Source organism: Actinoplanes sp. NPDC049668 (assembly GCF_044465445.1).
Classification (GTDB): Bacteria; Actinomycetota; Actinomycetes; order Mycobacteriales; family Micromonosporaceae; genus Actinoplanes.
Window position 1 is genome coordinate 187,698 of record NZ_JBITLR010000009.1, and the last position, 22,400, is coordinate 210,097.

18 protein-coding genes are annotated in these 22,400 nt (G+C 71.9%); 6 read left to right on the top strand and 12 right to left on the bottom strand.

Features of this window, described 5'->3' with window-relative positions; translation table 11 throughout:
• Window positions 1-816 (top strand): ABC transporter ATP-binding protein, encoded by an 816-nt coding sequence (locus ACIBSW_RS34280; RefSeq protein ID WP_354721653.1) that lies wholly within the window; start codon window positions 1-3, stop codon window positions 814-816.
• Here ACIBSW_RS34280 and ACIBSW_RS34285 read toward each other — a convergent pair.
• The 5 genes from ACIBSW_RS34285 to ACIBSW_RS34305 all read right to left on the bottom strand — a co-directional run bounded on the left by ACIBSW_RS34285 (window position 761) and on the right by ACIBSW_RS34305 (window position 8,267).
• Entirely contained in the window at window positions 761-2,221 is a 1,461-nt protein-coding gene (locus ACIBSW_RS34285) for an aldehyde dehydrogenase family protein (RefSeq protein WP_354721654.1), read from the bottom strand. The two genes, ACIBSW_RS34280 and ACIBSW_RS34285, sit on opposite strands and share 56 nt — an antisense overlap.
• 102 nt (window positions 2,222-2,323) lie before the next feature.
• Window positions 2,324-3,169 carry a carbohydrate ABC transporter permease gene (locus ACIBSW_RS34290; RefSeq protein ID WP_354721655.1) on the bottom strand — a complete coding sequence of 282 codons (846 nt, stop codon included), beginning with the start codon at window positions 3,167-3,169 and terminating at the stop codon, window positions 2,324-2,326.
• Window positions 3,166-4,092 carry a sugar ABC transporter permease gene (locus ACIBSW_RS34295; RefSeq protein ID WP_354721656.1) on the bottom strand — a complete coding sequence of 309 codons (927 nt, stop codon included), beginning with the start codon at window positions 4,090-4,092 and terminating at the stop codon, window positions 3,166-3,168. Before ACIBSW_RS34295 ends, ACIBSW_RS34290 begins: the two co-directional genes overlap by 4 nt.
• A gap of 63 nt (window positions 4,093-4,155) precedes the next feature.
• Window positions 4,156-5,460 carry an extracellular solute-binding protein gene (locus ACIBSW_RS34300; protein WP_354721657.1) on the bottom strand — a complete coding sequence of 435 codons (1,305 nt, stop codon included), beginning with the start codon at window positions 5,458-5,460 and terminating at the stop codon, window positions 4,156-4,158.
• Window positions 5,461-5,486: 26 nt separating this feature from the next.
• A complete protein-coding gene (locus ACIBSW_RS34305; protein ID WP_354721658.1) occupies window positions 5,487-8,267 on the bottom strand; it encodes a family 78 glycoside hydrolase catalytic domain in 2,781 nt (926 codons plus the stop codon).
• Window positions 8,268-8,466: 199 nt separating this feature from the next.
• Here ACIBSW_RS34305 and ACIBSW_RS34310 point away from each other — a divergent pair, with 199 nt between their 5' ends.
• Window positions 8,467-9,429 carry an AraC family transcriptional regulator gene (locus tag ACIBSW_RS34310; RefSeq protein ID WP_354721659.1) on the top strand — a complete coding sequence of 321 codons (963 nt, stop codon included), beginning with the start codon at window positions 8,467-8,469 and terminating at the stop codon, window positions 9,427-9,429.
• On the opposite strand, the gene ACIBSW_RS34315 is transcribed toward ACIBSW_RS34310, so the two are convergent.
• Together ACIBSW_RS34315 and ACIBSW_RS34320 are read right to left on the bottom strand one after the other, a co-directional pair.
• Entirely contained in the window at window positions 9,384-10,424 is a 1,041-nt protein-coding gene (locus ACIBSW_RS34315; protein ID WP_354721660.1) for a BMP family ABC transporter substrate-binding protein, read from the bottom strand. The two genes, ACIBSW_RS34310 and ACIBSW_RS34315, sit on opposite strands and share 46 nt — an antisense overlap.
• A 9-nt stretch (window positions 10,425-10,433) precedes the next feature.
• Entirely contained in the window at window positions 10,434-12,038 is a 1,605-nt protein-coding gene (locus tag ACIBSW_RS34320; RefSeq protein WP_354721661.1) for a methyl-accepting chemotaxis protein, read from the bottom strand.
• 135 nt (window positions 12,039-12,173) lie between these two features.
• Between ACIBSW_RS34320 and ACIBSW_RS34325 the strand changes: the two genes are divergently transcribed.
• A complete protein-coding gene (locus tag ACIBSW_RS34325) occupies window positions 12,174-13,103 on the top strand; it encodes a 2-hydroxyacid dehydrogenase (protein ID WP_354721662.1) in 930 nt (309 codons plus the stop codon).
• A 28-nt stretch (window positions 13,104-13,131) separates the two neighbouring features.
• Here the strand turns inward: ACIBSW_RS34325 and ACIBSW_RS34330 are convergent, their stop codons facing one another.
• Both ACIBSW_RS34330 and ACIBSW_RS34335 read right to left on the bottom strand, forming a co-directional pair.
• A complete protein-coding gene (locus tag ACIBSW_RS34330) occupies window positions 13,132-14,922 on the bottom strand; it encodes a carbohydrate-binding module family 20 domain-containing protein (RefSeq protein WP_354721663.1) in 1,791 nt (596 codons plus the stop codon).
• 255 nt (window positions 14,923-15,177) lie between these two features.
• Window positions 15,178-16,230, bottom strand: coding sequence for a LacI family DNA-binding transcriptional regulator (locus tag ACIBSW_RS34335; protein ID WP_354721664.1), 1,053 nt, complete (start codon window positions 16,228-16,230; stop codon window positions 15,178-15,180).
• Between the two features lie 183 nt (window positions 16,231-16,413).
• Between ACIBSW_RS34335 and ACIBSW_RS34340 the strand changes: the two genes are divergently transcribed.
• Genes ACIBSW_RS34340 through ACIBSW_RS34350 form a run of 3 tightly spaced genes read left to right on the top strand, consistent with a single transcriptional unit; the run spans window position 16,414 to window position 20,101 of the window.
• Window positions 16,414-17,670, top strand: coding sequence for a maltose ABC transporter substrate-binding protein (locus ACIBSW_RS34340; RefSeq protein WP_354721665.1), 1,257 nt, complete (start codon window positions 16,414-16,416; stop codon window positions 17,668-17,670).
• Window positions 17,670-19,259, top strand: coding sequence for an ABC transporter permease subunit (locus tag ACIBSW_RS34345; protein WP_354721666.1), 1,590 nt, complete (start codon window positions 17,670-17,672; stop codon window positions 19,257-19,259). The genes ACIBSW_RS34340 and ACIBSW_RS34345 overlap by 1 nt, the downstream gene beginning before the upstream one ends.
• Window positions 19,256-20,101, top strand: a complete 846-nt coding sequence (locus ACIBSW_RS34350) for a sugar ABC transporter permease (RefSeq protein ID WP_354721667.1) — start codon at window positions 19,256-19,258, stop codon at window positions 20,099-20,101. The genes ACIBSW_RS34345 and ACIBSW_RS34350 overlap by 4 nt, the downstream gene beginning before the upstream one ends.
• Here ACIBSW_RS34350 and ACIBSW_RS34355 read toward each other — a convergent pair.
• The 3 genes from ACIBSW_RS34355 to ACIBSW_RS34365 are packed head-to-tail and all read right to left on the bottom strand — an operon-like array spanning window position 20,091 to window position 22,341.
• Window positions 20,091-21,056 carry an NAD(P)-dependent alcohol dehydrogenase gene (locus tag ACIBSW_RS34355; RefSeq protein ID WP_354721668.1) on the bottom strand — a complete coding sequence of 322 codons (966 nt, stop codon included), beginning with the start codon at window positions 21,054-21,056 and terminating at the stop codon, window positions 20,091-20,093. The two genes, ACIBSW_RS34350 and ACIBSW_RS34355, sit on opposite strands and share 11 nt — an antisense overlap.
• 11 nt (window positions 21,057-21,067) lie before the next feature.
• Window positions 21,068-22,009, bottom strand: coding sequence for a permease prefix domain 1-containing protein (locus ACIBSW_RS34360; RefSeq protein ID WP_354721669.1), 942 nt, complete (start codon window positions 22,007-22,009; stop codon window positions 21,068-21,070).
• Window positions 22,006-22,341 carry a PadR family transcriptional regulator gene (locus ACIBSW_RS34365; protein WP_354721670.1) on the bottom strand — a complete coding sequence of 112 codons (336 nt, stop codon included), beginning with the start codon at window positions 22,339-22,341 and terminating at the stop codon, window positions 22,006-22,008. Before ACIBSW_RS34365 ends, ACIBSW_RS34360 begins: the two co-directional genes overlap by 4 nt.
• Window positions 22,342-22,400: the final 59 nt, after the last annotated feature.

A 22,400-nucleotide genomic window follows, 5' to 3' on the forward strand; every position in this document is an offset into this window, starting at 1 on the left:
ATGCTCAAGGTCGATGGCCTGCGCAAGGTCTACCGCTCCGGCAGCCGCGAGGTGGAGGCGCTGCGCGACCTCACGTTCACCGTGGAGGCCGGCGAGCTGGTCTGCCTGGTCGGCCCGTCCGGCTGCGGAAAGACCACGCTGCTGCGGTGCATCGCGGGCCTGCTGGAGCCGACCGGCGGCGAGGTGTTCGTCGACGGCGGTCCGGTCGCCGGCCCGCCGCCGGGCATGGCGGTCGTCTTTCAGGAGTACGGCCGCAGCCTGTTCCCGTGGATGAGCGTGCGCGACAACGTGGGACTGCCGCTGCGGCGCAAGCGGCTGCCCCGGTCCCGGCGGCGCGAGCTGGTGGCCGAGGCGCTGGCCGCGGTCGGCCTGGACGGCACGGAGTCCGCCTACCCGTGGCAGCTCTCCGGCGGCATGCAGCAGCGCGTCGCGATCGCCCGCGCGGTGGCGTACGAGCCGAGCATCCTGCTCATGGACGAGCCGTTCGCGGCGGTCGACGCGCAGACCCGGGCGGACCTGGAGGACCTGGTCCGGTCGCTGTGGCGGCGCCTCGGGGTGACCATCCTGTTCGTCACGCACGACATCGACGAGGCCGTCTACCTCGGACAGCGGGTCCTGATGCTGTCGTCCTCGCCGACGGTCGTGCAGGACGAGCTGACCGTCGACCTGCCGGCCGAGCGCGACCAGCTGCACACCCGCGCCGACCCGCGCTTCACCACCCAGCGCGCACACGTCTACGCCCAGATCCAGGCCGCCAAGGCTAGAACGGGAACTGCTTCGGGCGCTGCTGGAGAGTTATCCAGCGCAGATCGGTGAACGCCTCGACGCCGGCGCGGCCGCCGAACCGGCCGTAGCCGGAGTCGCCGACCCCGCCGAAGGGCGCGGTCGGGTCGTCGTCGACGGACTGGTCGTTGACGTGCGCGATGCCGGTCCGCAGCCGCCGGGCGACGCCGAAGCCGCGGTTGAGGTCCCGGGTCAGCACCCCGGCGGTCAGCCCGTACGGGCTGTCGTTGGCGATCGCGATCGCGTGGTCGTCGTCGTCCACGGTGAGCACGGTGGCGACGGGGCCGAAGATCTCCTCGGTGTGTATCAGCATGTCCGGCGTCACGCCGGCGAGCACGGTCGCCGGGTAGTGCGCGCCGTCCGGCGTGCCGCCGCCGCTGAGCACCCGGGCGCCGCTGGTCGCGGCCTGGTCGACCAGCCCGGCCACCCGGTTCGCCGCCTCGGCGTTGATCAGCGGCCCGATCACGGTGTGCGGGTCGGTCGGGTCGCCGGCGGGCAGGCCCTTGGCCTTCTCGGCGAGCCGCGCGGCGAACTCGTCGGCGATCGAGCGGTGTACCAGGATCCGGTCGGCGGACATGCAGATCTGCCCCGAGTTCAGGTAGGCGCCGAACGCGACGGCGTTGACCGCGTAGTCCAGGTCGGCGTCGTCGAGGACCAGCACCGAGTTCTTGCCGCCGAGCTCGAGGACCGCCGGCGTCAGGTGCCGGGCGGCGAGCTGGCCGATGCGCCGGCCGACGCCGGTCGAGCCGGTGAAGTTGACCCGGCGCACCCGCCGGTCGCCGATCAGCGCCTCGGCGACGGCGGCCGCGTCGGCGCGGTCGTTGGTCAGCACGTTGAGCACCCCGGGCGGCAGCCCGGCGTCGCGCAGCGCCTCGGCGACGAACAGCGCGCAGGCCAGCGGCGCCTCCTCGCTGGCCTTGAGGACGACGGTGTTGCCGGCGGCGAGCGGCGAGGCGACGGCGCGGGCGCCGAGGATCAGCGGCGCGTTCCACGGCGCGAACGCGGCGACCACCCCGGCCGGCTGCCGGATCGCCAGCGACAGGGCGCCCGGGTCGGCGCCGGCCAGCACCTCGCCGACCGGCAGTGTGGCCAGGGCGCCCGCCTCCCGGAGCAGGGCGGCGGCGAACCCGGCGTTGAACATCGACCAGCCCAGCGTGCCGCCGGTCTCGCCGGCCATCAGCGCCGCGGCGTCGGCGGCGCGCTCCTCGATCAGGTCGCCGGCGCGGGTCAGCACCCGCCGGCGCTCGGTCGGCGCGGTGCCGGCCCAGCCGTCGAAGGCGGCGGCGGCCGCGTCGACGGCGCGGGTCACGTCGACGGGCGAGGCGGCGGCGACCCGGGCGACGACGCCGCCGGTGTGCGGGTTGAGGTCCTCTGTGGTCCGCCCGTCCGCGGCGGCAACCTCCGTGCCACCGATGAACAGGCTCCTGGTCTCGGTCACGGGGCTACCTCCCGGGGGATGGGGGCGTGTTCGGCATGCGAACACATGTTCGGGCCGAATCTGGTGGAGACGCTAGTGCCGCCGGGTGGTCCGGTCAATGGATCAGCCCTTGATCGCGCCGGCCGTCATGCCGGCGACGATCTGGCGGTTGAAGGCCACGAACATCAGCAGCGGCGGGATCGTGATCAGCAGGATGTCCATGAACAGCAGGTTGTACTGGGTGTTGAACTGGCTGTTGAAGTTGTAGAGCGTCAGCTGCACGGTGGCGTTCTGCTCGCCGGGCAGGAAGTACAGCGGGTTGACGAAGTCGTTGTAGACGAAGACCGACTGCACCAGCACGACCGTGACGATGACCGGGCGCAGCAGCGGGAGGATCACCCGGAAGAAGAGCCGGACCGGGCCGGCGCCGTCGATGATCGCGGCCTCGTCCAGCTCGCGCGGGATGGTCGCGATGAACGCCCGGAAGAGCAGCACGCAGAAGGCCAGGCCGAACGCCACCTCCACCAGGATCAGGCCGGACATCGTGCGGAACAGGCCGAGGCGCTGCAGCACCCAGATGGTCGGCACCACCGCCGGGGGGATGATCAGCCCGGACAGCACCAGGAAGTCGACCAGGCCGTTCCACCGCCCGCGCCGGCGCTGCAGCACGTACGCGACCATGGCCGAGGTGATCACCATGATCGTCACGCTGGCGACGGTCAGGATGGTGCTGTTGATGTAGGCGATGATCAGCAGGTAGTCGCGGGCCTGCACCACGTCGACGAGGTTCTGCACCAGCTGGAACCGCTCCGGCCAGGCGAAGTCGAAGTCGGACGCCTGGCGGCGGTCCTTCACCGCGGTCAGCACGATGAACACGAACGGCACCACGAAGACGACCAGCGCCGCGACGATCGCGACGGCGCTGAGCAGGTAGTTCGGGCGCGGTCCGCGGTTCGGCGCGGCGCTCACAGGTCCACCTCCCGGCGGTTGAGCAGGCGCGAGAGCGGGAACACGATCGCGGTCACCACCAGGAACAGCACGACGTTGCCCGCGGTGGACAGGCCGTAGAAGCCGGCCTGGTACTGCTTGTAGATGACCGACGCGATGACGTCCGAGGTGAAGCCCGGCCCGCCGCGGGTCATGGCCCAGATCAGATCGAACGAGCGCAGGCCGCCGATCAGCGACAGCAGGATCACCGTGACCGTCGCCGGGCGGGCCAGCGGCAGGATGATCCGCCGGAAGTTGTCCCAGCCGCCCGCGCCGTCGACCCGGGCGGCCTCGAAGTACTCGGTCGGTATGGACACGATGCCGGCGATGTAGATGACCGTGGCCAGCCCGACGCCCTTCCAGACGTCGACCAGGGCGACCGAGAGCAGCGCGTACCGCGGATCGGTGAGCCAGGCCGGCCCGTCGATGCCGACCACGCCGAGCGCGTCGTTGATCAGGCCCTGGTCCGGATTCATCAGCACGGTGAACGTCAGGCCGACGCCGATGGTGCTGACCAGCACCGGGAAGAACACCACCGAGCGCAGGAAGCCGCGCCCGACGATCCGCGAGGTGAGCGGGAGCGCCAGCAGCATGCCGAGCACGACCTTGGCGGCGGAGGTGACCACCGCGTAGATCAGTGTGTGGGTCAGGCCGGAGACCAGCGCCGGCTCGCGGAAGAACGTGACGTAGTTGTCCAGGCCGATGAACTGGGAGTCGAAGATGGTCCAGCGGGTCAGGCTGAAGTAGAACGCGGTGACGGTCGGGACGACGAACAGCACGCCGTAGATCACCGCCGCCGGCAGGTAGAACCAGTACGGGTACGGGCTGCGGGCCCGGCGGCGCGGGCCCGGCGCGGCCGCGGCCCGCGGTCTGGCCGGTGTCTTGTCGATGGTTGTCGTCGCCATGCGTTCCTCCCTGGCGGCGTGCCCGGCCCGTCGTCGCCGGCGGGCCGGGCGCCGCGGCGGTTCCTACCAGCCCTCGAGCCCGAGCTGCTGGGCCTGCTTCCGCACGTCCTTGTCGTAGAGCGCCGCGCCGTCGGCGGCCTTGCGGATGCCGGAGCCGACCTCGACGGTGATCTGCTCGAGCGCCGGGCCCTTGATCGGGGAGAGGAACTCCAGCGCCAGGCTGGAGCCGCCCGGGCGGTCCAGGTACGGCTGGGTGTCCTTGGCCACCTGGGTGACGTCGGCCGGCAGCTGGCAGCCCTTGACCGCGTAGGGGCCGACCGGCGGGCTGGCGGTGCCGGTCGACGCGCAGCCGGCGGGACTGGCGATGAAGGCGAGGAACTTCTTGGCCGCGTCCAGCTTGGCGCCCTCGGTGGAGGTGGGAATGTAGACGCCGGCCGGTGACCAGACCGTCAGGCCGTTGCGGGCCGGGTCGTCGCTCGGGATGGCGAACAGGCCGACGTCCTTGGCCTTGTCCGGGTAGTTGGCCACGATCGTGCTGATCGCCGAGGAGAGCATCGGGTAGTGCGCGCCCTCGCCCTGCGCCAGCTTCTTCAGCCCGTCGTCGAACTTGGCCGCCGCGAAGTCCTTGTTCTGGTATCCGGCGTCGTGCACCTCCTGCAGATGCTGGAAGCCCTTGATCGCCGCTGCCGACGTGGCGTACTTGGCCTGGTTCTTCGTGTACCTCTCGGCGAAGTCCGGCTCGGCGGCCGAGACGTTGTGGAAGTCGCCGAGCACGAACAGTTGAGAGGTCCAGGTGTCCTGGTAGGTCTGGATCACCGGCGCGATCCCGGCCGCCTTGATCTTGGCGTTGTTCGCCATGAACTCGCTCCAGGTCTTCGGCACCTGCAGGCCGAGCTTGGCGTAGATCGCCCGGTTGTACATCACGGCGCCGGCGATGAAGCCGCCCCACGGCGCGCCGTACACCTTGCCCTCGCTGGACACCGTCGTCTTGAAGTTGTCGTCGAGCCGGCCGGTCCACGCGTCGTCGAGGGCGACCAGGTTCTTCTGCGGCGCGAGAGCCTGGAACAGCGACCCGGAGTTGTACTGGAACACGTCGGTCATGTCGCCGGTGGACAGCCGCGTCTTGACCAGGTTGTCGCCCTCGGTGCCCTGCGGCCGGGTCTCGACCTTCACGGCGATGGCCGGGTTGGCGGCGGTGAAGTCCTTGGCGAGCTGTTCGCCGATCCGGACGCCGTCCTCGGAGTTGTCGACCAGGAAGGACAGCGACACCGCGCCGCCCTCGTCGTCGCTGGAGCCGAGGCTGCCGGCGCTGCAGGCGGAGAGCGCCAGCGACGCGGCGGCGAGGATTATCAGTGGACGGAATCTCATGGGGACCTCCGGGGAGTTGAAACGATTTACAGGAAGGGCAGGCGCTCCAGGCGGGCGCGCAGTTCGGCGGTGCCGGGCGCGAACCCGCCCGCGGTGGCGGCGTCGGCCAGGCCGCTGGCGGGGGTGTCGAGGTAGGCCGCGAGCCGGCCGGCCAGTTCCGCCTCGTCGCCGAAGCCGGCGGCGCCGGCCGCGGCGACCACCTGGTCCCACGCGGCCTCGTCGTCCATGACCTCGCGGATCGTCGGCTCGGCCGACAGCTCGGCGTCCGTGGCGCACGGATCGGCGACGGTCCACTCGTGCGCGCCGTGCCGCACCTCGACGGGGTCCGCGCCCGGCACGTGCACCTCGGCCTCGGCGCCGACGGGCACGGTCACCCGCAGCGTCAGCCGCCCGCCGGCGCGCTGCCAGGAGACCGCGGCCTTCCCGTACGGCGTCAGGTGCGCCGCCGACGCGGCGGTGAGCCGGCGGTTCGGCACCGGCCGCACGAGCAGCCGCCGCCAGCCCGGCGCGGCCGGCGCCAGCCCGGCGACCCGCCGGTGCAGCCAGTCGGCGACCGCGCCGAGCGCGTAGTGGTTGAACGAGGTCATCTCGCCGGGGTTGACCGAGCCGTCCGGCAGCATGCTGTCCCAGCGCTCCCAGACCGTCGTCGCGCCCATCGTCACCGGGTAGAGCCACGACGGGCAGCCGGTCTGCAGCAGCAGCCGGTACGCCAGCTCCGGCTCGCCCGCGTCGGTCAGCGCGTCGGTCATCAGCGGGGTGCCGACGAAGCCGGTGCCGATCCGGAACCCGGCCACCCGCACCAGGTCGGCCAGCCGCCGCCCGGCCCGGCGGCGCTGCGGCTGCGACGGCAGCAGCGACCACTGCAACGCCAGCGCGTACGTCGTCGCGGCGTCGCCGAGCACCCGGCCGGACGTGGTCACGTACTCGCGCGCGAACGCGGCCCGGACCTGGGCGGCGAGCAGGTCGTAGCGCCGGGCGCCGGCGTCGTCGCCGAGCAGCCCGGCCGCCCGGGCGACGATCTCGGCCGACCGGGCCAGGTGCGCGGTGGCGATGACGTCGGGGTCGGCCCGGGCCTGGAACGGCGAGTCCGGCGGCGCGGCCGGGTCCAGCCAGTCGCCGAACTGGAAGCCGCCGGCCCAGATCCGGTCCGGTCCGGCCAGCTCGGCGACCCGGTCCACCCAGGCGCGCATGCTCGGCAGCTGGCGCTCCAGTAGGCCGAGGTCGCCGGTGCGCCGGTAGAGCACCCAGGGGACGATGGTGGCCGCGTCGCCCCAGGCGGCGGTCGCCGGGCCGGGCCGGCGCAGCACGTCGGGGATCACGAACGGCACCGAGCCGTCCTTCTGCTGCTCGGCGGCGAGGTCCTTGAGCCAGCCGGTGAGCAGGCCGGCGCTGTCGTACAGGAACGCCGCGGTGGGGGAGAAGACCTGGATGTCGCCGGTCCAGCCGAGCCGCTCGTCGCGCTGCGGGCAGTCCGTCGGCACGTCGACGAAGTTGCCGCGCATGCCCCACACGACGTTCTCGTGGAAGCGGTTGAGCAGCTCGTGCGAGGAGGAGAACCAGCCCGTGCGGCGCAGGTCCGAGCCGACGACGACGGCGGTCAGGTCCTCGGCGCGCAGGCCGGGAACGCCGGTCACCTCGGCGTAGCGGAAGCCGTGCAGGGTCAGCTCCGGCTCGAGCTCGACCTCCTCGGGCCCGGCCACCACGTACGCGTCGGTCGCCTCGGCGGTGCGCAGCGGCCGCACGCCCAACTCGCCGTCCTCCAGCACCTCGGCGTGGCGGAGCCGGACCTCGTCGCCGGCGGCCAGGCCGCGTACCCGCAGCCGGACCCGGCCGACCAGGTTCTGACCGAAGTCGGCGAGGGCCCGGCCGGCGGGCGACGTCCAGACCCGGACCGCGGGAACCGTGCCGGTGACCCGCACGGGCGGGCCGTCGGGCGCGACCAGCAGGCCGAGGTCGGCGTCGATGACCTCGACCGGGCCGGTGGCGCCCGCCCGCGGCCGCAGGTCGGTGCGCTGGCCGTCGTAGAGGTCGTCGGCGAGCACGCCGCTCTCGGCCGCGGTCCAGGAGCCGTCGGTGACCAGCCGGTGCACGGCGCCGTCCGCGGTGGTCACCTCGAGCTGGGCCAGCAGGGCGAGCCGGTCGCCGTAGAGGCCTCGGCGGCCCTGGAAGCCGAGCCGGCCGCGCCACCAGCCGTTGCCGAGCAGCACGTCGAGGCGGTTCTCGCCGGGCCGGACCAGGGCGGTGACGTCGTAGGCCTGGTAGCGCAGCCGGTGCTGGTAGCTGCTCCAGCCGGGCGCCAGCTCGTGGTCGCCGACCCGCGCGCCGTTGAGCTCGGCGCGGTAGACGCCGTGCGCGGTGGCGTAGAGCCGGGCGCGGACGATGTCCTCCGGCAGCACGACCGTGCCGGTCAGCACGGGCGCGGGCGCGCCGAGCCCGCCGAGCGTCGCGGGGCTGATGAACCGGGCGGCCCAGTCGTCCGGGCCGGCCTCGACGACGGCGTGCCCGCTCCACTCGCTCCACACCTCGCCGGGCCCGCAGACCCGGATCCTGACCTGCGCCGACTCGCGCGGCGCCAGCGGCGCGCCGGGCCAGGGCACCAGGACCTGTGCGTCGCCGTCGACAGTGGTCAGCTCGACCGGGCGCCCCGCCCGGACGATCTCCACCTGGTACGCGCACTGCCGGAAGTCGGCGCCGGCGGCCGGCACGTACCAGGACAGCCGCGGCGCGGCGACGCCGATGCCGAGCACCGGGCCGTCGGCGGCGTGGTGCTCGAAGCGGATGCCCACGGGGGCGGCGGCAGGTGACATGGGCATCTCCAGTGGCTGAAACGATTCAATCACGACATCGCGGAATGCCGGGACAGAGGTTTCGGCGAGGTGGCGAGGATATTTCGTCCGCACCCCGATCCTGCGACCGCGGCCGGGCGCGGCCATAGCCCGCAGTGCACCGGAGGTAGCACGAAATTCACCTGGCGGCGGATTCCCGGCGGTGTCGTACTGTCGGCGGATGGCCGATCCACCGGTGGAGAACTCGCACGCGATGCTGTACTTCTCCGACGGCTCGCTGGCCTACGCCGGGCACTATCTGCACGAGGGGATGCACCCCGTGCACACGCACAGCTTCGTCGAGGTGGCCGTGATGATCGGCGGCTCGGGCGTGCACCACAGCCTGGCCGGGCGCCAAAGCCTGGAGATCGGCGACGTGGTGCTGCTGCGCCCCGGCGTGTGGCACGGCTACGAGGACTGCGACCGGCTCGACCTCTACAACTGCTGCTTCTCCACCGAGCTGCTGCAGCGCGAGCTGGCCTGGACCCGGGCCGATCCGCTGCTGGGCTACCTGCTCTGGACCGGGCCGTACTCCGACCAGCGGCGCGGCATCCTGACCGCGCGGCTCGGCCCGGCGGTCCTCGCCGAGGCCGTCGAGCACCTGGACGCGCTCGACCGGCTGCGGTTCCGCCCGGTCAGCATGCACCGCGGCGACATCATCGGCCGGCTCTCGCTCTTCCTCAGCTGCGTCGCCCGGGCGGTCGCCGGCGGGGTGGAGGCCGGCGCCGGCCAGACCCACCCCGCGGTCGTCGACGCGATGAGGATGATGGAGGCCCGGCCGGCACACCACTGGACGCTCACCGAGCTGGCCGAGGCGCTGCACCTGGCCCCCGGCTACCTGGTCCGGCTCTTCAAGTCCGCGACCGGGCTGCCGCCGATGGCGTACCTGTCGCGGCACCGCGTCGAGGTGGCGGCGGCGCGGCTGCTGCACACCGACGACGCGATCAGCCGGATCGGCGAGTCGGTCGGCTGGCCGGACCAGAACTACTTCGCCCGCCGGTTCCGGGCGCACTACGGGCTGAGCGCGTCGGCGTACCGGACCCGGTTCGCGCACAACTCGGTGCGGCTACGGTCCTGGACCGACGCGCCCAAGCCGCGTCAGGGCGTCGTGGGCACCTTCACCGAGCCGGCGAGGATGCGGTAGCGCGCCGCCTCCATCGCGGCCTGGTACGGCTTGACGTCCGGGTTGGAGGTCGCGTACCCGACGCCGTCGACCTCGAGGTCGTAGCGCTTCACGCCGCCGGACCGGTCGCCCTTGATGAACGCCTGGATCTCCTGGAACACGCCGTTGTCGACCCGCTTGAGCATCGACGTCAGGATCTGGGGCTTCACCGCCTCGGCGGCGCTGGCGTACTGGTCCGAGTCCACCCCGATGGCCCAGGTGCCCGGCGCGGCCGACACGGCCTCGAACACTCCCGCGCCGGAGCCGCCCGCCGCGGAGTAGACCACGTCCGCGCCGCCCGCGAGCATGCGCGCGGCGGCCGCCTTGCCCTTGTCGGGGGAGCCGAAGCCGCTGAAGTCGGGCGGCGCGCTCAGGTAGCGCACGTCGACGCGGATGCCGGGGTCGACGCTGCGCGCGCCGGCGATGTAACCCGCCTCGAACTTCTTGATCAGCGGGACGTCCACGCCGCCGACGAAGCCGACCCGGCTCTTCTTCGACGCCTTGGCCGCGGCCACGCCGACCAGGTAGGAGCCCTGCTCCTCGGAGAAGAGCAGGGAGACCACGTTCTTGGCCTCGACGGAGGAGTCGTCGATGATCGCGAACAGGGTGCCGGGGTACTCCTTGGCGACCGTGCCGATCGCCCCCGCGTACAGGAAGCCGACGGCGATCACCGGGTTGTTGCCGCCCTGCGCAAGCTCGCGCAGGGTCGCCGCCCGGCCCTCGTCGGTCTCCGCCTTGGCGGTCAGCTCGGTCGCCTCGACCAGCAGCTCCTTGCGGGCCCGGTCCATGCCCATGCCGGCGGCGTCGTTGAAGCTCTTGTCGCCGCGTCCCGCGCTGTCGTAGGCGATGCCGACCCGGATGCTTTCGCTGCCCAGGCCGGTCAGTGTCTGCGTCGAGACACCGGCCGGAGGGGCGGCGCACGCCGACAGGGTGGCGACCGCGAGAACGGCCAGGGCTGCTGTGATCTTCTTGCGCATCTGCATTCCTCAGTACCGGAACTGGCCGACGGCGTCGCGCAGTTTGGTGGACATGCGGGTCAGCTCGGCGGCGGCCTCGCGGGCACGGACGATGTCGGCGGAGGTGGCCGACGTTGCGGCGGCGACCGAGCGGATGTTCTCGGCGATGGTCGCGGTGCCGCTGGACGCGGCGAGCGCGCCCCGGTTCATCTCGCCGGTGGTGGCGGTCTGCTCCTCCACCGCGCCGGCGATGCTCGTCTGGTAGTCGCTGATCCGGGCGATGACCCCGCCGATGTGCCCGATCGCGGTGACCGCGGCGTCGGTGTCGCCCTGGATCGCCTTCACCAGGGCGTCGATCTGCTCGGCCGCCTTGGCGCTCTCCTGCGCCAGGTCCTTGACCTCGCCCGCGACGACGGCGAAGCCCTTGCCCATCTCGCCGGCGCGGGCCGCCTCGATGGTGGCGTTGAGCGCGAGCAGGTTGGTCTGCCCGGCGATGCTGGTGATCAGCCGCACCGCGTCGCCGATCGCCGACGACGAGGTGCCCAGGCTCGCCACGGTCCGGTTCGCCTCCGCCGCGGCGGTGACGGCCTCGGCGGCCACGCTGGCGGCGTCGGTGGCGTTGCGGGAGATCTCCTCGATCGAGACACCCATCTGCTCGGAGCCGGCGGCCATCGTGTCGACGTTGCGGCTCACGTCGTCGGCGGCGACCGCCACCAGTCCGGCCTGGTCGGACGTGTCGCCGATGGCCCGGGCGAACGCGCCGGAGACGGCGTCCAGCTCGGTGGAGGTACGGGACAGCGCGTCCGCCTGCTCCGCCACGTCCGAGACGATGGTGCGCACCGCGGTGACGGCCTGGCCGAGGGCGGCCGACATCTGAGCCACCTCGTCGTGCCCGTCGCCGGCCGGCACGCCGGTCAGGTCGCCCGCGGCGACCTCGCGCAGCGAGTCGCGGGCGGCGCCGATCGGCCGGACGATGCTGCGGGTCACCACGAACGCGGAGGCCGCGCCGAGCAGCAGCGCGAGCGCGCTCGCCACGCCGATCACCCACTGCGCCCGGGTGGCGTCGTCCGCGGACTGCCGGACGGCCTCCACGCTGCGCGCGTCGACCGAGCCGGCGAGCTTCTGGGCCGCCACCATGATCCGGTAGTAGCTGTTCCAGCTGTCGTAGATGGCGATCTGGTCGGCGCGCCACAGCGCCTGCGGCGTGCCCGGCTTGTACGCGGCCACGAGCTTCTCGTCGACCTTGACGTAGGTCTCCAGCTCCGCGCGCACCTGGTCGAACGTGGCGCGCTCCGCGGAGGTGAACGCGCCGGCGTCCACCTGGCCGAGGAACTGCTGGAACGTGTCCCGCTCCTGCCGCCAGGCCTTGTACGCGACCGAGTCGCCGCCCAGCGCCCGGCCGGCACCGAGCCGGTAGATGTCGTTGATGTAGCCCGCCTGCCAGCCGTTCAGCGTCGCGGCATGAGTCTTGATCTCCTCGGCCTGCCGGGTGACCACCGCGAGCCTGCGCACGTCGTTGGCCGACGCGCGCTGGTCCACGATCGTGGCGAACGCCATAGCGGCGACGCCGAGCAGAAGCAGGAGTACCGCCGCGAAGGTTCCGGAGAGCCGGGCGCCGATGGTGAACCGCCGCACGTCGATGTCCTTTTCCCGAGCGAGACGGGCGGCGGATGCCGTCCGGTCTGCGTAATCGGTCCCCGGGTAGATCACCTGAGAGTTTGCTTGGCGTCCTGGGTGAAGAATGGATCACGTCGAGGTGCGGAGGAACAGATGGACGACGACGGCCGGCTGAGCGTCAGCCTTCCCGGTGCCCGGCTCGCCGGAGCGCTCGGCGCCGTACCGCCGGGGGTCGAGCTGCTCCGGTGGGACCTGACCGGGCCGGCGCCGGCCCGCAGGATCGATCTCGTGGTGCTCCCGTACGTGCCGGGCTCGGCGCACCTGCGGTGGCTGGACGGGGTGACCACCCGCCTGGTGCAGGCGCAGTACCTCGGCTACGACGGGGTGGCCGAGGCCCTGCCGCCGGGCCACGTGTACGCCAACGCCCGTGGGGTGCACGAGACCTCGACCGCCGAGCTGGCGCTGGCGCTGCTGCTGGCGGCGCAGCGGGGGATCGGCGACTTCGTCCGCGCCGCCGGGGTGCGGACACCCGAGCCCGCCTGGTACCCGAGCCTGGCCGACCGGCGGGTGCTCGTGCTGGGCCAGGGTGGGGTGGGCCGGGCGATCGAGGCGCGGCTGGCGCCCTTCGAGGTCGACGTGGTGCGGGTGGCGCGGACGGCCCGCGACGACGAGCGCGGGCGGGTGCACGGCATCGCCGAGCTGCCGGAGCTGCTGCCGTCCTGCGAGGCGGTCGTCGTCGGGGTGCCGCTGACCGGGGAGACCGCCGGCCTGGTCGACGCGGACTTCCTGGCCCGGCTGCCGGACGGCGCGGTCGTGGTGAACGTCGCGCGGGGCCGGGTGGCGGACACCGGTGCGATCCTGGCGCAGGCCCGCACGGGGCGGCTGCGCTTCGCGCTCGACGTCACGGATCCCGAGCCGCTGCCCGTCGACCACGAGCTGTTCACCCTGCCGAACGTCCTGATCAGCCCGCACGCGGGCGGGATGTCCAGCGCCATGCTGCCGCGGGTGGCCCGGCTGGTACGGCGCCAGATCGACCTGCTGCGCGACGGCGCCGGGCCGGTCAACGTCGTGCTCCGAAGTTGACCGGCCCGGGTTGCCGCCGCGCGGGGGATCAGCGCCAGGTGTCGCACCAGGTCGCCGTGCACGGCGACGCGGCGGCGGTGGTCCGGGTGCGGTTGGGGTCGCTCTCCCAGATCACCGTCGAACCCTCCTTCTTGATGTACTTGTACTGCACCGCGGTGTTGCCGGGCAGCGACACCGTCGCGGTCCACACCGGGTAGGTCGCCGAGGAGAGCGCCACCGCGCTCGCCGGGTTCCAGTTGCCCAGCGCGGCCGTGTTGCCCGTGACGAAGACGTTCTGGCCGAAGGTGGTGGTGACGTTCGCCGCGAACGAGGTCGCCGCGGTCGCGCAGCCCGTCGTCGGCGGCGTGGTCGTGCCGTTGCCGCGGGCGTTGATGTGCAGGGCGAGCGCCGAGTTGGCCGCGACGGTCGCGGTCACCTGGCCGCTGCTGTTGACCGTGTACGAGGGCCCGGTGCACGAGCCGCCGGAGAAGTCCCCGGCCATCACGTCGCAGTAGGTGCCGGCCGGCAGCGACGTCTGGAAGGTACGGGTCAGCGCCGAGCCGGAGCGGTTGAACGCGGCGTAGCCGGCGCTGCCGCGGCCGAACGCGATCTGGTTCGAGCCGTTGGTCCACCAGTTGGTGACCGCGGCGCCCGCGGCGGCGTTGCGCAGGCCGACCATGTTGGCGGTGGTGCGCCAGCGGTGCTCGCACTCCCAGCCGCTGCCGCAGCTCACCGCGTTGGTGGTGCCGTTGCCGGAGGCGGGCGGGCCGGCGTCGTTGTTGGAGAACGTGAAGCTCGACATGACCTGCGGCACGCCGTACGGCCAGGCGATCATGAACGCCTCGGCGAGCGCGTACGGGGTGCCGTTCTTGTAGGTGAGCTTGGCCTTGCCGTTGCGCTGGGTGTCGTGGTTGTCGACGAACGCCACCGCGTCGCCGCTGGCGAGCCGCATCGAGGAGGCCAGGTTGTTGAGGTTGGACAGGCCGCCGCTCTGGAACGCGCCGCCGACCACGTCGCCGTAGCGGAACTCGGTCACGTCGCCGAAGCCCTGGTACTCCTCCGGCAGGGGCTCGCCGGAGCCGCCCTCGATGACCTCGGAGAAGACGTACGGGTCACCGGTCACCGGCTCGATGAACGCCGACATGTCGCCGGGCGGCATGTGCTTGGCCGCGTCGACCCGGAACCCGTCCACGCCGAGCCCGACCAGGTCGTTGAGGTACGCGGTGAGCTTGCCCCGCACGTAGGACGATTCGGTCTTGAGGTCCGAGAGGTCGACCAGCTCGCAGTTCTGCACCTCCCACCGGTCGCCGTAGTTGGCGATGTCGTCGTTGCCGTTGCGGCCGCAGTGGTGGAAGTCGTCGTTGCCGTACGGCACGGCCGGATACGCGTAGTGGCTGTAGCTGGAGCCGCCGCTGCCGGTGCCGGTGGAGGCGCCGCCGGCCATGTGGTTGACCACCGCGTCCACATAGATCTTCACGCCCGCGGCGTGGCAGGTCTGCACCATGCTCGCGAACGCCGCGCGGTTGCCGCGCCGGGTGGTGAGCTGATAGCTGACCGGCTGATAGTCCTGCCACCACGGATAACCGCTGCCCGGCAGCACCACGTGCTCCTGTGGCGGCGATACCTGCACGCCGCCGAAGCCCTTGGGGCCGAGCGTGTTCGTGCACTCGCTCGCGATCGAGGCCCACGGCCACTCGAAGAGGTGGACGATGACGTCCTTGGCGCCGGGTGATGCCGTGGAGGCCTCCGCCTGGTCGCCGTGGCGGATGACGCCGACGGCCAGCAGCGCTGCGGAGAGGACGGCGGTCGTCGCGACGGCGACGACCTGACGGGTACGCATGGAGGACCTCCAAGGGGGACACCGTTGAAACTTCTTGCGCAAGTGCGGGGGAAGTTATCAGGGTGTTTCCCGACGGTAAAGCGACCGTCCTCTATTCAAGCGCCCACTTGGTGGCTTTTGTGCATTTGAACTTGCAGGACGGGGTCCTAACTGCCCGGCGTGTCGGACAGTCGCGCCAGCTAGGCGAGGTTTAAGGGCGCCTCATCCGCGTAAGAACTTTCATTGATCAGGTCGGCCAATCATTGCGAGATGATGTCAGGCCGCGGTGACGTTCACGCTCTCCGCGGTGCGGCCGGCCTTGTGGATCGCCGTCGAGCCGCGCACCACCAGCTCGGGGGCGTACACGTACTCCGACCGGGGCGAGCCCTGCCCGTTGATCTCGTCGACCAGCTGCCGGATCGCCGCGTTGCCCATGGCCGCGACCGGCTGGCGCAGCGTGGTCAGCGGCGGATCGGTGAACGCGATCAGCGGCGAGTCGTCGAAGCCGACGACGGAGACGTCGCGCGGCACGCTCAGGTCGCGGCGCCGCGCCGCCCGGATGGCGCCGAGCGCCATCAGGTCCGAGCCGCAGACCATGCCGGTGACGCCGCGGCTGAGCAGCTGGTTGGCCGCCACCTCGCCGCCCTCGACGCCGAACAGGGTCAGCGCGATGAGCTCCTCGAGCTCGCGGTCGCCGGTGCCGAGCTCGCGGCGCATGGCCGCGCGGTAGCCGTCCAGCTTGCGCTGCACGTTGACGAAGCGGTCCGGGCCCGAGACGAAGCCGATCCGGGTGTGGCCCAGCGCGACGAGGTGCGAGACGGCCAGCTCGCCGGCGAGCCGGTCGTCGCAGGAGATGAACGGCGCGTTCAGGTTCGCGGCGTACCCGTTGATGAGCACGATCGGCAGCGGCCGGCTCAGCAGGCGCCGGTAGCGCTCGTGGTCGGCGCTGGTGTCCGCGTGCAGGCCGGAGACGAAGACGATGCCGGAGACCTGCCGGTCGAGCAGCATCTCCACGTACTCGTCCTCGGTCACGCCGCCCGGGGTCTGCGTGCACAGCACCGGGGTGAATCCGCTCTGCGACAGCGCCGACTCGATCGTCTGCGCGAAGGCGGGGAAGATCGGGTTCTCCAGCTCCGGCACGATCAGCCCGACCAGCCCGGCGCTGCGCTTGCGCAGCCGCTCGGGGCGTTCGTAGCCGAGGACGTCGAGGGCCGTCAGTACCGCCTGACGGGTTTCGGCGGACACGCCCGGCCGGTCGTTGAGGACCCGCGACACCGTCGCCTCGCTGACCTCGGCCTGGCGTGCGATGTCGGACAGTCGCGCACGCATGGGCGTCACTATAGAACCTGGAACTTCTTGCGGAGGGCATGCAAGGTCTTCCATCGAAGGAAATCCCTTGCTAACGTCCCGGCAACAGCCCGGCCGAGACCTATCGAGGTCTTGCTCCGGTTCCCCCCTCTCTGCCCCTGAACGTTCTTCGGGCGTCGTTTCTGTGCCCGATAGGAGAAGATTATGCGCATCCGAACCTCGGGTGTCGTCCTGACCGCCATCGCCCTGACGCTCGTCGCGTCGGGTTGCGGCGGCGGTGGGGAAGAACCCAAGACCTCCGCGTCGGCCAAGGCCGACGGCGCCACCGGCAAGCTCGTGATCTGGGGCGACGACAAGCGCGCGGCCGCGCTCAAGCCCTTCGCCGAGAAGTTCGGCAGCGAGAACGGTGTCACCGTCGAGGTGCAGGCGATCTCCAAGGACCAGCAGACCACGTTCGTGACCGCGTCCCAGCAGGGCAGCGGCCCCGACGTGATGATCGGCGCGCACGACTGGATCGGCAACCTCGTGCAGAACGGCGCGATCGACCCGGTGCAGCTCACCACCGAGCAGCAGGCGGGCCTCGCTCCCAACGCGCTCAAGGCGGTCACGTTCAACGGCCAGGTCTTCGGCGTGCCGTACGCGACCGAGAGCCTCGCCCTGATCCGCAACACCAAGCTCGCCCCAGAGGTGCCGGCCACCATCGAGGACCTCGTCAAGTCGGGCAAGAAGCTCAAGGCCGACAAGAAGGCGAGCGAGATCCTCTGCCTGCAGGTCGGGCAGAACGGCGACGCTTACCACTCCTACCCGCTGTTCACCTCGGGCGGCGGCTACCTGTTCGGCACCAACGCGGCGGGCGACTACGACAAGAACGATCTGGGCGTCGGCAAGCCCGAGTCCATCGCCGCCTTCGAGAAGATCCGCAAGCTCGGTGAGAAGGGCGACGGCGCGCTGAAGCGCTCCATCACCGGGGAGAACTCCATCGCCACGTTCGCCGCCGGCAAGTGCGCGTACCTGGTCTCCGGGCCGTGGGCGATCACCGACGCCAAGAAGGCGAACATCGCGTACGACATCTCGCCGGTGCCCGCCTTCGCCGGGGCCAAGCCCGCGCAGCCGTTCCTCGGCGTGCAGTCGTTCTACGTCGCCGCGAAGGGCAAGAACAAGGCCCTGGCGCAGGAGTTCGTCACCAACTACGTCACCACCCCCGAGGTGGCCGTGGCGCTGTACCAGGCCGAGCCCCGCCCGCCGGCGCTCACCGCCGCGTTCGACCAGGTCAAGGGAACCGACCCGGACCTGGCAAAGTGGATCGAGGCGGCCAAGGACGCGGCCCCGCTGCCCGCGATCCCGGAGATGGCGACCGTGTGGGACCCGTTCGGCAAGGCCGAGGCCGCCGTGGTCGGCGGCGCCGACCCGAAGACGGCGCTGACCGCCGCCGCCAAGACGATCTCCGGCCAGATCAAGTAATGACTGCTCTTCTCGAGCGGGAGACCGCCCCGGACGTGGCCCGCCAGCCCGCCCGGGGCGGCCTCACCGGCACCGTCCTCAAGGTCGTGCTGCTCGGGCTGGTCGCCGGGATCGCCGTCTGGGCGGCGTTCCCGCTGATCGCCGACGGGGCCTGGCTCGGCCTGGCAGTGCTGCTGGCCACCACCGCCGGGCTCTTCTACCTGTACCTGACGCCCCGGCACGTGCCGCTGAAGTACCTCGTGCCCGGCACGCTGTTCCTGATCGTGTTCCAGCTGTTCCCCGTGCTGTACACGGCGGCGACCGCCTTCACGAACTTCGGCGACGGGCACCGCGGCGACAAGCAGGACGCCGTCGTGGCCATCCAGACCGCCTCGGTCATCCGCGTGCCGGGCTCCATCGAGTACGCGCTGACGGTCGCGACCACCGGCGACCCGGCCACCGGCCCGCTCACCTTCCTGGTCACCGACCCGGCCACCCGCGCGGTCTCGGCCGGCACCCTCGACGGCCTGGCGCCGCTGCCGGCCGGCACCGTCACCGTGAACGCCTCCGGGCGGGTCACCGCCGCGGACGGATACACCGTCCTCAACGGCGGGCAGGCCAGCGCGCGCAGCCAGGAGATCACCGACCTGGCCGTGCCGACCGCCGGCGGCGCGATCCGGTCGCAGGGCCTGTCCCGGGCGTACGAGGGCCGGGCCGCCCGGGCCTACGACGCGGTCTGCGACTGCATCCGGGACACCGCCACCGGCAAGACCTGGGCCGCCGACGAGGAGATCGGCGCGTTCGTCGCCACCGACGGCGAGCGCCTGGCGCAGGGTTGGCGGGTCGGCGTCGGGCTGAGCAACTTCACCCGGCTGCTCAGCGACTCGGCGATCTCCGGCCCCTTCGCCACCACGCTGGTCTGGAACCTGTTCTTCGCGATCGCGTCGACGGGCGGGACCTTCGTGCTCGGCCTGGCCTGCGCGCTGGCCATGCACACGCCGCGGATGCGCGGCCGGGGCGTCTACCGCCTGCTGCTGGTACTGCCGTACGCGATGCCGTCGTTCGCGATGCTGCTGGTCTGGCGCGACATGTTCAACACGGACTTCGGCCTGATCAACAACCTGTTCGGCCTGGAGGTGGACTGGTTCGGCACCCCGGCGTCCGCGCGGGTCGCGGTGATCCTGGTGCAGCTCTGGCTGGGCTACCCGTACATGTTCCTGGTCGCCACCGGCGCGCTGCAGGCGATCCCGTCCGAGCTGTCCGAGGCGTCCCGGCTCGACGGCGCGTCGCCGTGGCAGTCGCTGCGGCAGGTCACCCTGCCGCTGCTGATGATCGCCCTGACGCCGTTGCTGATCTCGTCGTTCGCGTTCAACTTCAACAACTTCAACGCGATCTACCTGACCACCGAGGGCGCGCCGTTCCCGGTGGACAACCCGCTGAACGGCGCGACGGACCTGCTGATCACGTACACCTACCGGCTGGCGTTCGGCGGCTCCGGCGCGCAGTACGGCTTCGCCGCCGCGGTGTCCCTGTTCATCTTCCTGATCGTCGCCATCATCTCCATCGTCAGCTTCCGCCGTACCCGGGCGCAGGAAGAGGTCTACTCATGAGCCGCTGGATCGCCCGGGTGGGGTGGCGGCACGGCGTCGCCGTGGTGGCCGTGCTCTTCTCGCTCTTCCCGATCGTCTTCGTCGTCTCGGCGGCGCTGAACCCGCAGGGCACGCTGTCGTCGACGACCGCGATCCCGACCGGCGCGTCGAGTGTCAACTTCAGCAACCTGCTGAGCCAGACCGAGTTCACCCGCTGGTTCGGCAACTCCGTGCTGATCGCGGGCGTCTCGGCGGCGGCGTCGGTGTTCCTGTCGGCCCTCGCGGCGTACGCGTTCAGCCGGATGCGATTCCACGGCCGCCGGGTCGGCCTCATGGCGCTGCTGCTGATCCAGATGTTCCCCCAGTTCCTGGCGATCGTGGCGATCTTCCTGATGTTCTCGCGGATCACCGACCTGTGGCCGGCGATCGGCTTCAACCAGTCCTGGGGCCTGATCCTGCTCTACCTGGGCGGGGCGCTGGGCGTGAACACCTGGCTGATGAAGGGCTTCTTCGACACGGTGCCCCGCGAGCTCGACGAGTCGGCCACCATGGACGGCGCGTCGCACGCGCAGACGTTCTTCCGGATCCTGCTGCCGCTGGTGGCGCCGATCCTGGCGGTGACCGGCCTGCTGGCCTTCATCGGCACGATCAACGAGTTCCTGATCGCGAACGTCTTCCTCACCGACTCCGACGCCAAGACCCTGTCGGTGGGCATGTGGGGCATGGTGGCGGGGGAGCGCAACAACAACTTCGGGATGTTCTGCGCGGCGACCCTGCTGACCGCGATCCCGACGGTGCTGGTCTTCCAGTTCCTGCAGCGCTTCATCGTCGACGGCCTGACCTCGGGCGCGGTCAAGGGCTGAGCACGATCTTGCCGCGGGCGTGGTCCTGTTCGAGACGCCGGACCGCGTCCGCGGCGTCCCGCAGCGGGTAGGTCGCCTCGATCGCCGGGGTCACCGCGCCCCGCTCCACCAGCGCGGCGACCTCGGCGAGGTCCGCGGCGCTGTACCGCACGACCAGGTTGCGCAGCCGATGGCGGGTGAACGGCGCGGTGGCCAGCACGGTGAAGACGCGCGGCATCGGGCCGAGCACCGGCCCGCCGTTGCCCGTCGACGCGACGTAGACGCCCCGCGGCGTGAGGATCCGGCGCATCGCGCTCACCCGGTGGCCGCCGGCCAGGTCGATCACGGCGTCGAAGCGGTCCGTGCCCCGGGTGACGTCCTCGCCCGCGTAGTCGATCACCCGGTCGGCGCCCAGCGAGCGGACCAGCTCGGCGTTGCGGGCGCTGCAGACGCCGGTGACCCGCGCGCCGAGCATCCGGGTCAGCTGGACGGTGAACGTGCCGACCCCGCCCGAGGCGCCGTTGACCAGCAGTGTGCGGCCGGGCCCGGCCTCGGCGGCGCGTACCGCCCGCAGCGCGGTGGTCGCCGCGATCGGCAGCGTCGCGGCCTGTTCGAACGTCACCGCGCCGGGCTTGCGGACCAGCCGCGCCGCCGGGCCGGCGACGTACTCGGCGAAGCAGCCCGCGGTGAGCTCGCCGAACACGTCGTCGCCGGCCCGCAGGTCGGTCACGCCCGCGCCGACCGCCGTGACGGTGCCGGCGACGGCGCGGCCGAGCACGGTCGCGCGGGGCCGCCGCAGGCCGAACGCCAGCCGCCCGATCCGGGGAGCGCCGTGCAGGGTGAACAGGTCGGCGTGGTTGATCGAGGCCGCGCGGACCCGGACGAGGACCTCGCCGGCGCGCGGCTCGGGCCGGTCGAGCTCGGTGCCGCTCAGCACGTCGGCCGTGCCGTACTCGTGATAGGTGATGGCCAGCATGATCGCTCCTCTCAGCGGAGTCGGGCTTGGCGGAACGATTCGGTGACCGTGTGCAGGAGCGTGCCGATCGCGACGACGATCAGGCCGACATTGATCCAGTTCGCCGCCTCCGCGGGCCAGCCCGCCGCCGCCACGAAGGCCGGGTTGATCATGTGGTCGGTCGCGACCGCCCAGATCAGGGTGACCGCCGCGGCGACGTTGACCAGCGCCCCGGCGATGGCGAGCGGCAGGGACCAGCGGACGTAGTACCGGACGAACGAGAAGGCCAGCGTCGCGGCGGCGAGCGCGAGGAAGGCGTACACGAAGCCGGTCTCCCACAGCCAGGGGTCGAAGATGTTGATGGGCTCGCCGTCGGCGTCGGTCTCCGGGCTGACCACCGGCGCGAGCAGCACGAACGTGCTCACCAGGACCAGCGCCACCGACTCGGCGACCAGCTCGCCCCACCGCGCACGCCGGCTCGGCGGCGGCGCGGGCAGCGAGTCGGGGGTCCAGGCCCGGTCCGGCAGCCGCAGCGCCGGGGTGCGCTCGATGACGGCGAACACGACCGTCGTCCAGAAGGCGATCTGCACGGCCGTGGTGAACGCGGCGCTCAGGGTGTCGCCGATGACGGTGAGCACCGGCAGTTCCTGCACGCCGTGGGTGAAGCCGACCACGCCGGCGACGGCCGGCACGACCGTCGCGAGCAGGGTGGTCAGCAGGCGGGTGTAGTCGAGGTACAGCCCCGGGCCGATGAGGTGCAGCGGCCGGTCGGCGTAGCCCGCGGCGAGCCGGGCCGGGTCGCCCAGCTCGGTGAGGGCGGCGACCTCCGCCGCGTCCGGGTCCGCGCCGGCGGCCAGCCGGTCGTCGACGGCGTCGGCGATGGCGGCGCGCAGCTCGCGTTCGATGTCGGTGCGCTGGCGCGGCGGCAGGCGCCGCAGGGTGATGTCGACGTAGCGATCCGAAAGGCTGGTCATGAGTCCCCCTTCAGGGTGCGCAGTGCGGTGTCGAGCTGATCCCAGTCGCGGCCCAGCTCGCCGGCGAGGGCGGTGCCGCGGTCGGTGGCGCGGTAGAACTTGCGGGGCCGGGCCTCGTCGGTGTTCCAGTCGCTGGTCAGCAGGCCCTGCTTCTCGAGGCGGCGCAGCAGTGGGTAGAGGGTGTTGGCGTCGACGGCGAAGCCGTGCCGCTCCAGCAGGTCGAGCAGCGCGTAGCCGTAGTTCGGCCGCTCGAGGATGAGCAGGCAGGCCAGCACGACGGTCCCGCGCCGCAGCTCCTGCAGGTGCGTCGAGAGCAGTTCATCCTCAGGCATGACTCACACTATAGTGTGTGGCACACAATATAGGAACAGCGCCAGGCATCTATCTGTTG